Annotated in this window: 12 protein-coding genes; 9 read left to right on the plus strand and 3 right to left on the minus strand. The window is 70.1% G+C overall.

Going from position 1 to position 15,433, the window contains the following annotated elements:
• The first annotated feature begins 6 nt into the window (after window positions 1-6).
• Window positions 7-3,396, plus strand: coding sequence for a thiol reductant ABC exporter subunit CydC (cydC, locus tag ACHAAJ_RS03745; RefSeq protein WP_435726572.1), 3,390 nt, complete (start codon window positions 7-9; stop codon window positions 3,394-3,396).
• A gap of 7 nt (window positions 3,397-3,403) precedes the next feature.
• Here cydC and ACHAAJ_RS03750 read toward each other — a convergent pair whose 3' ends face one another.
• A complete protein-coding gene (locus ACHAAJ_RS03750; RefSeq protein ID WP_435726573.1) occupies window positions 3,404-6,064 on the minus strand; it encodes a DNA gyrase/topoisomerase IV subunit A in 2,661 nt (886 codons plus the stop codon).
• Window positions 6,065-6,124: 60 nt separating this feature from the next.
• Between ACHAAJ_RS03750 and ACHAAJ_RS03755 the strand changes: the two genes are divergently transcribed.
• Genes ACHAAJ_RS03755 through ACHAAJ_RS03765 form a run of 3 tightly spaced genes read left to right on the plus strand, consistent with a single transcriptional unit; the run spans window position 6,125 to window position 10,663 of the window.
• On the plus strand, window positions 6,125-8,797 hold the full coding sequence (locus ACHAAJ_RS03755) for a bifunctional acetate--CoA ligase family protein/GNAT family N-acetyltransferase (protein WP_435726574.1): 2,673 nt from the start codon (window positions 6,125-6,127) through the stop codon (window positions 8,795-8,797).
• A gap of 22 nt (window positions 8,798-8,819) precedes the next feature.
• Entirely contained in the window at window positions 8,820-9,488 is a 669-nt protein-coding gene (locus ACHAAJ_RS03760) for a DUF5998 family protein (RefSeq protein WP_435726575.1), read from the plus strand.
• Between the two features lie 5 nt (window positions 9,489-9,493).
• On the plus strand, window positions 9,494-10,663 hold the full coding sequence (locus ACHAAJ_RS03765; protein WP_435726576.1) for an alkaline phosphatase family protein: 1,170 nt from the start codon (window positions 9,494-9,496) through the stop codon (window positions 10,661-10,663).
• Between the two features lie 11 nt (window positions 10,664-10,674).
• On the opposite strand, the gene sepH is transcribed toward ACHAAJ_RS03765, so the two are convergent.
• Window positions 10,675-11,844 carry a septation protein SepH gene (gene sepH, locus ACHAAJ_RS03770; protein WP_435726577.1) on the minus strand — a complete coding sequence of 390 codons (1,170 nt, stop codon included), beginning with the start codon at window positions 11,842-11,844 and terminating at the stop codon, window positions 10,675-10,677.
• A 368-nt stretch (window positions 11,845-12,212) separates the two neighbouring features.
• Between sepH and ACHAAJ_RS03775 the strand changes: the two genes are divergently transcribed.
• Window positions 12,213-12,512 (plus strand): DUF4193 domain-containing protein, encoded by a 300-nt coding sequence (locus ACHAAJ_RS03775; RefSeq protein WP_435726578.1) that lies wholly within the window; start codon window positions 12,213-12,215, stop codon window positions 12,510-12,512.
• Here ACHAAJ_RS03775 and ACHAAJ_RS03780 read toward each other — a convergent pair.
• Window positions 12,509-12,979 (minus strand): DUF3093 domain-containing protein, encoded by a 471-nt coding sequence (locus tag ACHAAJ_RS03780; RefSeq protein ID WP_435726579.1) that lies wholly within the window; start codon window positions 12,977-12,979, stop codon window positions 12,509-12,511. The genes ACHAAJ_RS03775 and ACHAAJ_RS03780 overlap by 4 nt on opposite strands.
• A gap of 89 nt (window positions 12,980-13,068) precedes the next feature.
• On the opposite strand from ACHAAJ_RS03780, the gene dut reads away from it, so the two are divergent.
• Genes dut through ACHAAJ_RS03800 form a run of 4 tightly spaced genes read left to right on the plus strand, consistent with a single transcriptional unit; the run spans window position 13,069 to window position 15,422 of the window.
• Window positions 13,069-13,566, plus strand: coding sequence for a dUTP diphosphatase (gene dut / locus ACHAAJ_RS03785; RefSeq protein ID WP_435726599.1), 498 nt, complete (start codon window positions 13,069-13,071; stop codon window positions 13,564-13,566).
• Between the two features lie 59 nt (window positions 13,567-13,625).
• On the plus strand, window positions 13,626-14,366 hold the full coding sequence (locus ACHAAJ_RS03790; protein WP_435726580.1) for a DUF3710 domain-containing protein: 741 nt from the start codon (window positions 13,626-13,628) through the stop codon (window positions 14,364-14,366).
• Window positions 14,359-14,712 (plus strand): single stranded DNA-binding domain-containing protein, encoded by a 354-nt coding sequence (locus ACHAAJ_RS03795; protein WP_435726581.1) that lies wholly within the window; start codon window positions 14,359-14,361, stop codon window positions 14,710-14,712. The genes ACHAAJ_RS03790 and ACHAAJ_RS03795 overlap by 8 nt, the downstream gene beginning before the upstream one ends.
• Window positions 14,709-15,422 carry a DUF3159 domain-containing protein gene (locus ACHAAJ_RS03800; protein ID WP_435726582.1) on the plus strand — a complete coding sequence of 238 codons (714 nt, stop codon included), beginning with the start codon at window positions 14,709-14,711 and terminating at the stop codon, window positions 15,420-15,422. The genes ACHAAJ_RS03795 and ACHAAJ_RS03800 overlap by 4 nt, the downstream gene beginning before the upstream one ends.
• Window positions 15,423-15,433 lie beyond the last annotated feature (11 nt).

Genomic DNA, 15,433 nt, shown 5'->3' on the forward strand with positions numbered 1-15,433 from the left:
GACGCCATGAAACCCGCGCTTCCCGGCGGCACCGGAGGCCGCGCCGCTCTGGCCGTCCTGGCGGGCTGGGCCGCCGTCAAGGCCCTCGGCATGCTGCTGCTGGCCGACGCCCTCGCCACGGCGATCGCCGAACTGGCGGCCGGGGGAGGGGCCGATACGCGCCGGCTGCTCGTCCTCGGCGTCGCCGGTGCCCTGCTGCGCGCCGGCGGCGCATGGGCCACGGCGCACGCGGCAACACGCGCGGGACTCGGCGCCAAGGAGCGGCTCCGTGCCGAGCTGGTCACGGACGCCCTCGCGGGAAACGGGCCCACCAGCCCGGCGGATGCATGCGGCCTCGGCCACGGTGCGTTGTCGGCACTGGCGAGCCGCGGCCTGGACGGGCTGGACAACTACTACTCCAAATACCTGCCAGCACTCGTCGCCGCCGCGGTCATTCCGCCGGTGCTGGGGGTGCGCATCCTGGCTGCGGATTGGGTGTCCGCGCTCATCGTGGCGCTCACGGTGCCCCTCGTCCCGATCTTCATGGTGCTGATCGGCCTGCACACCCGGGACCGCATGCACCAGGCGGCCGCCGGTCTTGATGCGTTGGCGAACCAGCTGCTCGAACTGGCCCAGGGACTCCCGGCCCTCATCGGTCTGCGCCGCGCGGACGGCAAGGGCTCGGCGCTGCGCCGGGTATCGGAGGACTACCGCGCCTCCACAATGGGCACCCTGCGCACGGCCTTCCTTTCGGGGCTGGCGCTGGAGCTGGTGGCGACGATCTCGGTCGCCGTGGTGGCCGTGTTCATCGGTCTCCGCCTGGTGTACGGGGACATGGCGCTGGGTGCCGGCCTCCTGGCCCTGATTCTCGCACCCGACTGCTTCGCCCCGCTGCGCGAGCTGGGATCCGCCCACCACGCATCCGAGGACGGCGTCAAGGCACTCGAGCGCAGCCGTGCCGTGTTGGACGCCCCGCGGGGAGTCCGGACGCCGGCCGTCGCCCCCGCACCGGGAACGGTGTTGGACGTCGGCCACCTGACGGTCACGCATGCGGGCAACGCGACCCCGACGGTGACGGGTTGGTCGCTGCGACTCGAACCGGGCGCGGCCGCGGTCCTCGACGGTCCGAGCGGCACCGGCAAGACCACGATCCTGCGGGTCCTTGCCGGTATCGCGGACGCCGATGGCGCCGATGCCCCACGGGTGTCCGGACGCCTGGGAATCGACCGGGGGAGCATTGCCTGGGTTCCGCAGCACCCAGTGTTCTCCGAGGAGACGGTCGACGCCGAACTGGCCCTGCACGCAGGGGTCGGCTCCACACCGGCCACGCGTGCGGTCGTCCTGGAGCGGGTCAATGCCGGCGCACTGGGCGGACGCCGCCCCACGGACTGCAGCCCCGGGGAGCTGCGCCGCGTCGCCGTGGCCCGTGCCTTGCTGCGCATCGAGACGGCGCCGGGTGTCGTCCTGCTCCTTGCCGACGAGCCGACGGCCCACCTCGATCCGGTGAGTGCGGACGCGGTTCGCGCGGCCTTGTCCGGTCTGCGCGGAAGCGTCGGGATCCTCGTTGCCAGCCATGACCGCGAGCTTGCCCGGCAACTCGCCGCAGCCCCGGCCGGGGGTCCACGCGGCAGCGTCATGACAGCAGAAACCGCCCAAACCGGTACGTCGGCGTCCGCGGGCACAGTCCGGGAACCCGTCGCAGCGTCCGACGTGAAGCCCGCCTCGCCGTCCCGCGCGCCGTCCCGGCCACGGCGGAGTCTCGCCCACTGGGCACTCCTTCGCACACTGCCCTGGGGGAAGGGGGGCCTGGGTCTCGGCATTCTCTTCGCGGTTCTCGCACTCGCCGCCGGGGCCGCGCTGACCGGAATCTCCGGTTGGCTGATCGTTAGCGCCAGCCACCAACCCCATGTACTGCACCTGATGGTCGCGATCGTGGGTGTCCGCGCCTTCGGCCTCGGCCGTTCGCTCCTGCGCTACGTGGAGCGTTTGCGCGTGCACGACGCCGTCCTGTGGTGGGCGGGCGCCCTGCGCGAGCGGACGTGGGACGCGCTGGCCGCGCGTCCCGAACACTGGGGCCGGATCACACGGTCCGGCGCCGCGCTGGGGCACCTCGTCGCCGAGATCGACGAGGTCCGCGACACCGTTCCGCGCGTGCTCGTCGCACCGGCGGCCGGCGTACTGACATGGGCCGCCATCGGCCTGGCCGTCGGACTCTGGGCACCGGACGCGCTGTGGGTCGCGCTGTCCGTCGGTGTCGGAGCATGGGTGTTGCTGCCTGCGGCTGTGCTGGCCGTCGAACGCCGCGCGACCATCGAGGCAGCCCGGCACAGGATCTGGCTGGGACACCGTGTCCCCGCATTGTTCGCCGCGGCGCGGGACCTGCGCGCGAACGGCGTGGCATCCGCCGCCGCGGAGTCGTTTGCGAGCCACGACGCCGGGGCGACGCGTGCCATGCGACGGACTGCGTGGGGTGCGGGGATCGGACAGGCCGGCGCGGCCCTGCTCTCGTCCGCGGCCGCCGTGCTCGCGGTGGCCGGGACGGCGGGCGGCGCGGGAGAGGCCGCGGCCGTCGGGGGCCTGCTGATGCTGGCGCTCGCCGAACCGATAACGGACGCCTCGGCGGCGGTCCAGCGGATTCCCCAGCTCGACGACGGTCTGCGGCGCCTGCATAACAACGTGGGCGGTATGGCCGCCGAACGCGCGCTCCCGCCTCCCGCCCCGCACACCGCGGAACCGGACAATCGTCTTTCCATCCGGCTCCGCGGCGTCAGCGCCGGATGGGGCGCCGGACCGGACGTGGTGGTCGGAGCCGACCTGGCGGTAGGCCCCGGGCAGTGGGTCGCGGTCACGGGGCCTTCTGGCGCGGGGAAGTCCACGCTGCTTGCCGTGCTTTTGGGTGCCCTGGAGCCCCGCTCCGGGCGGTTGGAGGCGCGAACCGGCGGCGGGGCGTGGCGCGGGGCGGCTCTTGCGGACCTGGGCCGCATCGCCTGGTGCCCGCAGGGGGGACACCTCTTCGACTCGACCGTGCGCCGGAACCTCTGCCTCGGACGCGACCTCGACGACCAGCCGACCGACGCCGAACTCGCCGACGCGGTGCGCGCAGTGGGACTGGGGGATTGGCTCGCGGGAACCCCGCGCGGCCTGGAGACGCGGATCGGCCCCGGAGGGCACCGGCTCTCCGGAGGCCAACGCCAAAGGCTGGCCGTCGCGCGCGCGCTCGTCGCCCGGGCGGACGTCCTGCTGCTGGACGAGCCGACCGCCCACCTGGGCGAGGACGAGGCAGGGGAACTCGTGGCGGACCTGCGGGCGGGCCTGCCGGAGAAGGCCGTAGTCCTCGTGACCCACGATGCACGCCTCGAGGCCACCGCCGACGCCGTTCTGCGATTCGGCTCGCCCCACGCGGCAGGGCAACGCTAGGGCGCGGTCAGCGGGGAGGCACCGACGTCGTTCCGGTGCGATCGACCTCGACGACGTCGCCATCGGAGAACGGCAACGAATCCGCAATCGGCGCGGCCAGGGGCGCGCGGGCGGCCGGCTCCGTGGGCAACTCCGGATGTATCGGCAACTCCGGCACGGAGCCGGCGGAAGGTTCGGCGGCCGGGCCGTCGGCCGGCAGCGATCCGCCGAGTGCCTCGACCGTCTGCGCCAGTGGCACGCCGGAGCCGTCGCGGCGCCCGTGCTCGGTGGGCAGGGAGCGGGCAACGCCGGCCGCGGACGCGGCCTTCGCGGGACCGTGCCCCGCCCAAGCGAGGGCCAGCGAGTCCTCGCCCTTGAGGAACCGGTGGGCCCGAACGCCGCCGGTGGCGCGTCCCTTGACCGGGTACTCCTCGAAGGCCGTGACCTTCACGGTTCCGGAACCGGTGCCGGGCAACGTGCCGGCGCCGGTCGCGATGGTCACGACGACGGCGGCGGGATCCGCGCCCGGGGCCACGCCGAAGAACACCACGGAATCGCCCGCGGCCAGTTTGATGCCGGCCATCCCGCCGGCGCCACGACCCTGCGGGCGGACCCCGGCCGCCGGGAAACGCAGCAGTCGCGCCTGGGCTGAGATGAATACCAAATCGTCCCCGTCCGCCGGGACGCCCACTCCCACGACCCGGTCCTTCGGCTTGAGGCCGATGGCTTCCCACTCGTCGCGGTTCAGCGGATATTCCGGCGTCACCCGCTTGACGATTCCCTGTTCGGTCCCGAGGGCGAAGACGGCGTCCAGAGGCACCAGCGCGACGACGGATTCCTTGCGGTCCAGCTGGACGAATTCGGTCACGGGTACGCCCCCGGTCAACTGCGGAAAGCCCGATGTGGCGGGCAGCGCCGGCATGTCCACCACCTGAAGCCGCAGCATGCGGCCGGCGGACGTGACGAGCCCGAGCTCGCCCCGGGCGGTTGCGGCCACGCGCGAGGCCAGGACGTCGTGCTTGGCCCGCGGTCCGTCGTCGGGCAGCGGGGAGCGGTCGGACGTCCTGGCTAGCTGGCCGGACTTCGACAGGAGCACCCAGCACGGGTCGTCGGCGACTTCCAGGGACAGCGGCGCCTTGGCGCCCTTGCCCTCGAGGGTGGGCATCACCGTGCCCTTCAGCGGCGTCGCGCCTTCGGCCTTGAGCAGGACGGTCCGGCGCGGGGTCGCGAAGCGCTCGGCGGCGTCGGCCAGTTCGGTGGATACGACCTCGCGCAGGAGGGAATCCGAGCCCAGGATCGACTCGAGGTTCTCGATCTCGCGCTTGAGTTCGTCCTGCTCCTTCTCGAGCTCGATCCGCGAGTACTTCGTCAGCTGGCGCAGGCGGAGTTCGAGGATGTGGTTGGCCTGGATCTCGGACAGGTCGTAGACGGCCATCAGCCTCTGCCGCGCGGACGCGGTCTCCTCCGAGGTGCGGATGATTTGGATGACTTCGTCGATGTCGACGATCGCCACGAGGAGGCCCTCCACGAGGTGGAGCCGGTCCCGCTTGCGGCCCAACCGGTAGGTGGTCCGGCGCCGGACCACCTCGAGACGGTGCCCCACATACACCTGCAGCAGCTCGAGCAGGCCCAAGGTCCGGGGCTGCCCGTCCACGAGGGCGACGTTGTTGATGCCGAACGAGTCCTCCATCGGCGTGAACTTGTAGAGCTGCTGCAGCACGGCGTTGGGGTTGAAGCCGTTCTTGAGCTCGATCACCAGGCGCATGCCGTGGGTGCGGTCCGTGAGGTCGATGACGTCGGCGACACCGAGCAGCTTCTTGGCGGTGACGGCGTCCTTGATCTTCTCGATCACCTTTTCCGGGCCCACCATGTACGGCAGTTCGGTGACGACCAGGCCGCTGCGCCGCGCGCTGATCTGCTCGAGCTCGACCTTGGCGCGGGTCTTGAAGGATCCGCGCCCGGTGGCGTAGGCGTCCGCGATCCCGTCGAGGCCGACGATCCGGCCGCCGCTGGGGAGGTCCGGCCCCGGCACGAACCGCATGACGTCCTGAAGCGTCGCGTCCGGATTGTCCACGAGGTGGCGAGCCGCGGCGACCACCTCGCCGAGGTTGTGCGGAGCCATGTTGGTCGCCATGCCCACGGCGATGCCGGTGGTCCCGTTGACCAGGAGGTTCGGGAAGGCCGCCGGGAGAACCTCCGGCTGGAGGAGCTGGTTGTCGTAGTTCGGGATGAAGTCCACGACGTCCTCGTCGAGGAAGTCCGTCATCGCCACGGCCGGCGCCGCCATCCGCGCCTCCGTGTAGCGCGGAGCCGCGGGGCCGTCGTCGAGTGAACCGAAGTTCCCGTGCCCGTCGATCAGGGGCAGCCGCAGCGCGAATCCCTGGGCCATGCGCACCATGGCGTCGTAGATCGCAGTGTCGCCGTGCGGGTGCAGCTTCCCCATCACCTCGCCGACGACGCGCGCGCTCTTGACGTGGCCGCGGTCCGGGCGCAGGCCCATGTCCGTCATCATGTAGAGGATGCGCCGCTGGACGGGCTTGAGGCCGTCGCGGGCGTCCGGAAGGGCACGCGAGTAGATCACCGAGTAGGCGTACTCCAGGAAGGAACCCTCCATCTCGGAGGTCACGTCGATGTCGACGATGTTCTCGGTGAAGTCTTCCGGGGGTGCGGGAGTCGTCCGACGGGCCATGTTGTGTCCGGGTCCTCTTTTCCTTCTTGTCCTCGGCAACGCAGGCCGTAGGCTAAGCCTATGGTGGAGCAGCGTGAAATCGGGGAATATCCGGCCCATTGGGAAGCCGATGTCGTGCTCCGGGACGGATCGACGGCCCACCTGAGGCCGATTTCCGTCGACGACTCCGACGCGCTGCAGCGGTTGCACACCAGCCAGTCCGAGGCCTCGGTGTACCTGCGGTTCTTCACGTACAAGTCCAAGCTGACCCCGCGCGAACTCGAGCGGTTCACCCGCGTCGACCACCGTGACCGGGTGGCGCTGGTCGTGGTGCGCGGTGGCGCCATCATCGGCGTCGGACGCTACGACCGCCTCGACGATCCGCAGGACGCCGAGGTCGCGTTCAACATCGCCGACGCGTCCCAGGGCAAGGGCGTCGGGTCCATCCTGCTCGAGCACCTCGCGGCCGCCGCCCGGGAGCACGGCATCGAACGCTTCAGCGCCGAGGTCCTGCCCGAGAACCGCAAGATGCTGACCGTGTTCGCGGAGGCGGGCTACGAGGTCAAGCGCAAGTTCGACGACGGCGTCGTCATGCTGGAATTCCCCATCGACCCGACCGACAAGTCGCGCGCCGTGATGGAGGCGCGGGAACACCGCGCGGAGGCCCGCAGCCTCGCGGACCTGCTGGCGCCGGGGTCGGTCGCCGTCATCGGCGCCAGCAGGGAGTGGGGCTCGGTCGGGTACACGCTGCTGGAGAATATCATCGAGGGCGGCTACCGGGGCGCCGTCTACGGCATCAACCCGGAGGCCCTGGAACTGGCCGGCATGATCTCCCACGCGAGTCTCGCCGACGTCCCCGGGGCGGTCGATCTCGCGGTCGTCGCCGTTCCCCGCAAGGAATTGCGTGGCGTCGTGGAAGACTGCGCCGCCAACGGCGTCCGGGGCCTGTTGGTGGTCACCGGCGGGTTCTCGAACGACGGCGGGGACGGACTTCGAAGCCAGCGCGAACTCGTGCAGCTGGCCCGAAGCAACGGGATGCGGCTGATCGGTCCGGCCTCGCTCGGCGTCGTCAACACCGATCCGGAAGTCAACCTCAACGCGTCCATGGCGCCAGAGATGCCCCTGCGGGGAACCCTCGGCCTGTTTAGCCAGTCCGCGGCCATCGGGGTGCTGCTGTATGCCGCGGCGAGTCGCAGGGGCGTCGGGGTCTCCAGCATCGTCTCCGCGGGCAACCGGGCCGACGTCTCCGGGAACGACGCCATGCAGTACTGGGAAGACGACCCGAACACGTCCGCCGTGGGACTGTACCTGGAGAGTTTCGGCAACCCGCGCAAGTTCTCGCGGATCGCGCGGCGCCTGTCGCGCAGCAAACCGGTGATCGTCGCCAAGTCGGACGTGATGGGCCTGCGGCTACCCCCCGGGCATGCCGTCCGCACCACCCAGGCGCCGCACGGAGCGGTCGACGCGATGCTCCGCCAATCCGGCGTCATCCGGGTGACGACCAACGGGGAGCTGATGGACGTCGCCCAGATCGTCGCCAGCCAGCCGCTGCCCGGCGGCGCGGGCCTCGCCGTCGTCTCCAACTCCGACGCCCTCGCCCGCGTCGTGGCGGACAGTGCCATCCAGCACGGACTGACGGTCGCCACGCAAGAGGACGGACTGGCCCTCGATGACGGGCAGTCCAAGGCCCTGCCCCGCCTGCGGGACGCGCTTCTGCGGGCACTCGCCGACCCCGGCACGCATGCCGCGGTGGTGGCGCTATTGCCGTCTCGCGGACTCACGGTCGAGGCGATGTCCTCCGTCATCAAAGACTGCGCGCTGGAAACGGGCAAGCCCGTGATCGTCTCCTTCGCCGGCGTCGTGGATCCGGCCGTTCCCACTGATGGCCTGTTGGCCGGGCTGCCGGGATTCTCCAGCCCCGGCCGGGCCGTGTCCGCGCTGGCCGCCGTCGTGCGCTATTCGGAGTGGACCCGGCGTGACTTCGGCGAGCCGCTGGAAGCCGAAGGCATCGATCGGGACCGCGCCGAGCGGTTGGTCGAGTCGCACCTCCGACGGGTCGGCGGGACGGAACTGCTGCGGCTGGGGAGCGCGGAGACCGCCGAGCTTCTGGGCTGCTACGGGATCGATGTGCTCGAATCGGTGGCGTTCGAGTCCGACGACGAGGCCGTGGCGGCGGCCGAACGGCTCGGCTGGCCGGTGGCGCTCAAGGCCACCGACGAGAACCTCCGCCACCGGCTGGACCTCGGCGGCGTCCGGCTGAACATCTTCGACGCCGATTCCCTGCGCGGGAACATCCGGCACATGCGAGAGATGCTGCGCCCCTTCGGCGCGGAGCGCCTCGAGTTGCAGGCCATGGCGCCGTCCGGCCAGGGCTGCGTGGTCCGGGCACTGGAGGACCCTTTGCTGGGCCCACTGCTGTCCTTCGGATTGGCCGGCGACGCGGTCAACCTGCTCGACGATTGGGCACACGCCATCCCGCCGCTGACCAACACGGACCTTGCCGAACTGGTGCGTTCGCCGAGGGCCTCGCGGAAGCTCTTCGGCTACCAGGGTCTCCCTGCCGTGGACGTGCGCAGCCTCGAGGACCTGCTGAACCGCGTGGCCACGCTCAAGGACGATCATCCGGCCGTGGCGCTGCTGGAATTCAACCCCGTGCTGGTTTCCGTCCGCGGCGTCACGGTCCTGTCCGCCGACGTCAGGTTGGGCAACCCGGACCAGCGCACGGACAGCGCCCGGCGGGCGATGTCCCGGTAGGGACCACCGGTAGACTTGCCCCATGATCTCCCGAAGCTCGGCCGCCGGCCGCGACCTGAACAGCGCACTGGAGCGGGCGGGCTTCTACCCCCGGCTGGTGGCGGACGTGGTCGATGACGCACTGGACGGCATGGAGCCGGTGGCGCACCTGATCCACCTCGAGACGCATATCGAGCACAACGAGGTGCATCGGCATGTGACGGCGCTGGTCCTGACGGACGAGGTCATGGTCGTGGTCCACGTCGACGACCAGCAACTCGACGAGCGCGGCGACAAGGCGATGGCCCAGGTCTCGACGGAGACCGTCGCGGTCCCCAAAATCGGCTCCGTGGTGCTCAGCTACGTCTACCAGCAACCGCAGGACTACCGTTCCGGCGACGCCGTGCGCGAACTGACGCTGGGTATCGCCTGGTCGGGCGGCCAGCGGGTGGACCTCACGCCTGCCGGCTGCGAAGACCCGCAGTGCGAGGCCGACCACGGCTACACGGGCACCATGCAGGAGGAGGACCTGATCCTGCGGGTCAGCGCCGAAGCCGACGGCAAGCAGGCCGTGGAGGACGCACGGAAGTTCGCCCGCGTGCTGCGCAAGCTCAACACCGCCGCGTCGCTCGCCCAGCGACCGCTGCCCAGCGTCGAGAACCGCACCGGTTGGGTTGGCGGCCGGTTCGTCCGCGGACACCACCAGGCCTAACGGGTTTGACCAGCGCAAACGGCCCCGTGCCGTCCCAGCCCCTGCCCGCGGCGCCGCGCTACGGGAGCGCGAGCCTCGCCGAACTGTTCCCCAGCGCCGCCGCCGTGCTCGGCGTGCCGGGGTACACCAACGTCCTGGGCCTGCCGGAGGCCCGTCGCGTCTGCATTGTCATGGCGGACGGACTCGGCAAGTCACTGCTCGCCTCCCGCGGGGGACACGCGCCGTTCCTGCGCCAGCGGATGAAGGGGGCGGCCACGCTCGACGCGGCCTTTCCGACGACGACGGCGGCCTCGCTGGCCAGCCTCGGCACCGGGCTGCCCCCGGGGCGCCACGGGATCGTGGGATACGACGCCGTCGACCCGGCCCGGCGGCGCACGGTCAACATGCTGGGCGGTTGGCCGACGGACCTGGACCCCGCGTCGTGGCAGCCGCACCGCACGGTGCTCGAGGCGGCCGCCGAACACGTGCACGTCTCCACCGTGAGTCTTCCGCAGTTCGCCGACAGCTCACTGACCGCGGCGGCCCTGCGCGGGGGCGAATTCCGGCCGGCGCGAAGCGCCCAGGCACGCGTTCGGGAGGCCTCGGAAACCCTGGCCCGCCACGAGCGCATCCTGATGTACTGCTATTGGAACGAGCTGGACAAGGCCGGCCACCGCTACGGTAGCTCGTCGAGGCAGTGGGGCGAAGAGCTCGAGGAGCTGGACGCGGCCATGCGGACGCTGGCGGGCCGATTGCCGCCGGGCACCCTACTGCTGCTCACCGCGGACCACGGAATGGTCGACGTGCCCGAAGCCCAAAGGTACGACTACTCGGCCTTCCCGGAACTCGTCGAAGGCGTGGACCTGACCGCGGGGGAGCCCCGCGCCGTGCAATTGCACGTGGATCCGGACGCTCCGGCCGGCACCCGAGACCGGCTCGTCGCAAGCTGGAGGGCCGCGTTCGGGACGAAGGCGTGGGTCCTGACGCGCGACGAGGCCGTCGACCACGGCTTGTTCGGGGACGTCGACGAGTCGGTGTTGCCGCGCATCGGGGACGTGATCGTCCTGCCGGCCCAGCCGATGGCCTTCTTCGACGGGAGGCGCGTGGCTCCGCAGGCCTTCGCCATGGTCGGACAACACGGGTCGCTGACCCGGGCTGAACGCGAAGTGCCGCTGCTGACCCTGGCCTCGCCCTGACGGACGGTTAGCTAGTCGTTCTTGCGCCCGAAGACGATTTCGTCCCAGCTGGGCACCGAGGAGCGCTTCTGCTTCGCCTTGCGCGGCTGTGACTCGTCGTCGGTTGCCTTCGTCGCTTCGTCGGAACCCTCGGCATCGTCCTGATCGTGGTCGAAGCGCATGGCCCGGAGGCCGGGAACCACGGAGAATTCGCTGGTCTGCGTGCTGACGCCGTCGTGGAGATGCGGGATGTCGTCGTCGTCCACATTGGCTTCCGGGACCATGCCCAACCGTCGGGCCTCCGACGCGTCGAAAAATTCCTCATCGCGCGGGTGGGCCGCGGGAATGGAACCCTTGGTCAGCATTTCGGCCAGGGCGTCATCCCCTTCCTCGTCGGTTCCGAGGCGCTGTCCGCGGCGGGACCGTAGAATATCGAGGAAATCGTCGCGTTCCCGGTCGCGGTCCGACGCCGCGCCGGCGTCGGCCTCGGCGGCGTTCTGGGCGGCGTCGGCGTCCGTCTCGAAGTCGAAGGGGCGGTCGGCGACCGCCGTCAACCGGCGGCCGGCGACGGGCGTGTCCATCGGCTCCAGCTCACTGAGCACCTGGGCCCAGCGGTTGGAGTTAACAAGCGACTTGCGCACGGGGTGGTAGACCCACTTCGCGGGAGGCTCTTCCCCGATATTCGAACGCTGGTTGGCCGCGGCGACCTCGAAGCGGGCCTCGACGTCCCACGAACCGTCGGAGCGCCGCCACGCGTCCCACTCCACGGCGGCCGGGTCGACGCCGAAGTTGTTGAGGCGGACGTCTACCATCTCGCCCAGGCTGGCCGGCTCCTCGCCGAAGGCCGAGCGGTATCCGTCATTGGCCTGGGGTCCGGAGACCTCGACGGCGCGCGCCTGACGGGCTATGTGGTCTCGCTCGGCCCGGACGGGACCCTCGTAGCGCAGGACATTGGCCAGCGGGACGCCGAACTGCTCGGCGACCTCTTCGGCGGTTGATCCGGAGCGGATCCGTGCCTGGATTTCGCGCGGGGACAGCGTTGCCGCCTGGTCCGCCTGCGCAGCCGCCGGCCGCCCGATGGGACGTGTCGTCGCGGCGCGCAACGCCTCGTCGAGGCGCAACGTAAAGCTCGAGCCGTCGTCACTGCCCAACAGCAGGTGCTCACCGTCCTCGTGGACACCCACCAGCCTGAGTTCCCGCATGAAATCCCTCCGCAAAACCGTCACGTTCTCTGTGGGCACTCTGCCATCGAGACCGTTGTTTTCCTACGATATGCCTTGGTGTGGCGTGGATCGGTAGGCGGCTCCCGAAGGCACCGTGTCGCGCGGTCGCAGCTCGCCATCCGGAGCGATTGGATTTTTTGGCCCCCATGGTGAACAATCTGTGCGTCACGGGCGCAAACGGGCCCGTTGCGGCGTTGTACACCGCTGTACCTTGGGGACCGGATGCGCCGGGCTCGCCGGACCATCCCGGACCACGCGCCAGTCCACCTCCCGCATCCCGATCCGTGAGCGGGCGGGGGATGGTGCGGATCCACAGCAGCTAAACACCGGAGTGTGATTGAGAGACTATGGCGACCGACTACGATGCGCCGCGCAAGAACGAGGAAGAAACCCGCGAAGACTCCATCGAGGAGCTGAAAGGCCGCCGCACGGACAAGCAGTCCGCTGTGGTCGACGAGGACGAGGCGGAGACTGCCGACAGCTACGAGCTGCCCGGGGCGGACCTCTCCGGCGAAGAGCTGCTGGTGCGGGTCCTGCCCGCCCAAGCCGACGAGTTCACCTGCGCCTCGTGTTTCCTGGTGCGCCACCGTTCCCAGGTGGCCAAGGAAAAGGGCGGATTGCTCTACTGCCGTGACTGCGAGGGCTAGCTCTCGCGCCCGCGGAGCGCGGCAACGAGTTCCTCAGGACGCCGGGTGGCCGTCAGCCAGTAGGGCGTGATGTCGCGCTCGTCTGTGACCTCCACGCGCACCACCGGGTCGATCCACCCACGGAGGCACATGAACGCCGTGCCGTTGAGGCCCCGGCCGCGCTGGTACGTTGCGTCTTCTCCGCGGAAACCCTGAACCTCGCCGATGTGTGTGCGCTCGATCGTCGCGCGGCCCACGCTAAGGGACTCCGGGGTGACCACGATCGCGGGCGTCCCCACGAGGAACAGCACGACCAGGGCGGCGATGACCAGCACCGCCGCGACCGCGCCGGCGGCGATGCTCACGGGCGCCAGCGCCACGAACCCGGCGCCGCCGGTGCCGACCACCAGGAGCCAGATCCACCAGGCGGGCCACAGCTTTTCTCGGAACATCACGGCATGGGCGTCTGGAGCAGGGGTTTCAGGCATGGACCCAGCTTATTCTGCTTCGGCGCCCCCGTTCGGCGTTGGGTGTCCGGGCCGGGGCCGCTAGAGTGAAGTCGACCATCCACCGAACCATGGAGACCGCGGCGATCATGCCCGAGCAGTCGAACACCACGCTGGACGTCCAGCTGAAAATGTTGGATCCATCACTTCAGGCGCCTTCCTATGCGCACCCCGGCGACGCCGGGGCAGACCTTCGGACCAGAGAGGACGTCACGCTGGCCCCGGGGGAGCGCCGGCTGGTCCCCACGGGAGTGTCCATCGCGCTGCCTTTCGGATACGTCGCCTTGATCCATCCGCGGTCCGGGTTGGCGACCAAACACGGCCTGACCATCGTCAACGCGCCCGGCACCGTCGACGCCGGCTACCGCGGCGAGATCGCGGTCACCCTGCTCAACACCGACCGTCAGACTCCCGTCGTTCTTGCCCGAGGCGACCGGATCGCCCAACTGGTGATTCAGCGCGTGGAAACCGCACGGTTCGTGGCCGTGGAAGAACTGCCGGACTCGGTGCGCGGCGCCGGTGGTTTCGGCTCGACCGGCGGTTTCGCCACCGCGGCGACCTCCCAGTAGTCCGCCAAACGACGACGGCGATGCGGCCGGCCGCCGCGACGGCCCAACAAGGAGCAACAATGATCTTCAAACGCAAGAAAACAAACGACGAAGCCCAGGGCGCTCAGGACGAATCCACGACGCCGGAGACGCCTGGATCCGAGGGCGCCGCGGGCGCCGGAGAACACGTCGAGGGACCCTTCGACGCGGACGACTACCCGGAGCGGGAAGGCTACATCGACCTTGGCTCCCTGCTGGTCGAGCCTGTGGAGGGGCTGCAACTGCGCCTCGAAGTGGAGGACCGTACGCAACGCGTGATCGCCGTCGCGTTGGAACTCGACGGCTCGCGCTTGCAGCTCCAGGTCTTCGCCGCACCCAAAACGGACTCCGTGTGGCCGGGGATCTCGCAGCAGATCGCAGAGGGCATCACGGAACAGGGCGGAAAAACCGACCGCGTCCAGGGGCGCTTCGGCGAAGAACTCATCGCTCGCGTTCCCACCAAGGGAGCGGACGGAACGGACGGCTACATGGTCGCCCGGTTCATCGGAATCGACGGGCCGCGTTGGTTCGTGCGCGGCGTCGTGGGAGGACCGGCGACCCTGGACCGAGCCGCAGCCGAGCGACTAGAGGACCGCATAGCCCGTTTGGTGGTGGTGCGCGGCGACAAGCCCATGCCGCCGGCGGAACTGCTGCCGCTCAGCATGCCGGCCGGCGCGGTCGCCCGCCCGGACGACGCACCCGCCCCGCAGATCCCGCTTCCCGATGCCAACCCGGTGCCGAAGGGCCCGGAACGGGGTCCGGAGACCACAGCCATTGGCTGACCACCCTCGGCTGGCGATCCGCTGCCCCAAACTGGCGCAGTTGCCGGAGCGCGGCCGCGTCGTTTCCTCCGGCTTCGTGGAGCACATCCGCATCATGCCGGCTGATCAGGCACCCGTGTTTTCGGCCAGCGTCGTCGATGCCCCGGCGCCGCCGGGAGGGCGGCGCAAGCCCGCGCCACGGGTTCGGCTTGTCTGGAACGGGCAGCGCAGGGTGCCCGGTGTGGATGCCGGCACCAGGCTCCGCTTCGAAGGCATGATTGCCGCGGTCGACGGTATTCCCACTATTTTCAACCCGCGCTACGAGATCCTTCCCAGCAGCGAGCAAGATGCGGAGCCAACGCCATGACCCATCCCGAACCCGAACCGGACCCGCGGGGCGAATTCGAACGTCGAGTGGCGGAAGGATCGGGAATCCATCGCGGTGCGGACGGTCAGGTGGACGTCCTCCGGACCGTAGGGGGCGTCCGTGGGCTGGCGGAGGGGCTTCTGCCCGGTATCGTTTTTTTGGTCGTTTTCACCGCCACCCAGGCGCTGAACCCAGCGTTGATCGCGTCTCTGGCGATGGCCGCCATTTTCACGGTCGCGCGGCTCATCCAGCGCACCCCGCTGACCCAAGCCCTTGCCGGACTCATCGGCGTCGCGGTCTGCGCACTTGTTTCCCGTACCACCGGAGAAGCCAAGGACTATTACGTGCCAGGCTTCTATACGAACCTTGCGTACGGTGTGGCTTTGGTGGTCTCCATTCTGGCGCGGTGGCCGGTCTTCGGGCTGGTCTTCGGATTCATTCGCGGCGAGGGAACCGAATGGCGGGCGGACAGGACGCGCCTGCGCGTTTACGCACTGGCGACGTGGATCATCGTGGCCGTGTTCGTCGCGCGACTAGTGGTACAGGTACCGCTGTACCTCGCGGACAATGTCCCGGCACTCGGTGCGGCCCGGCTCGTGATGGGGCTTCCTCTATATGCCATGGGATTGTGGCTCGCATGGTCTGTCTCGCGGCCGGTCGCCGCAGTCGGGCCGGAGGCCGAAGCAGGGGAAGCCGGCACGCGCGCCTAAGCACAGGCATC

This window comes from Arthrobacter arnarulunnguaqae, from assembly GCF_051262515.1.
Taxonomy (GTDB): domain Bacteria; phylum Actinomycetota; class Actinomycetes; order Actinomycetales; family Micrococcaceae; genus Arthrobacter_N.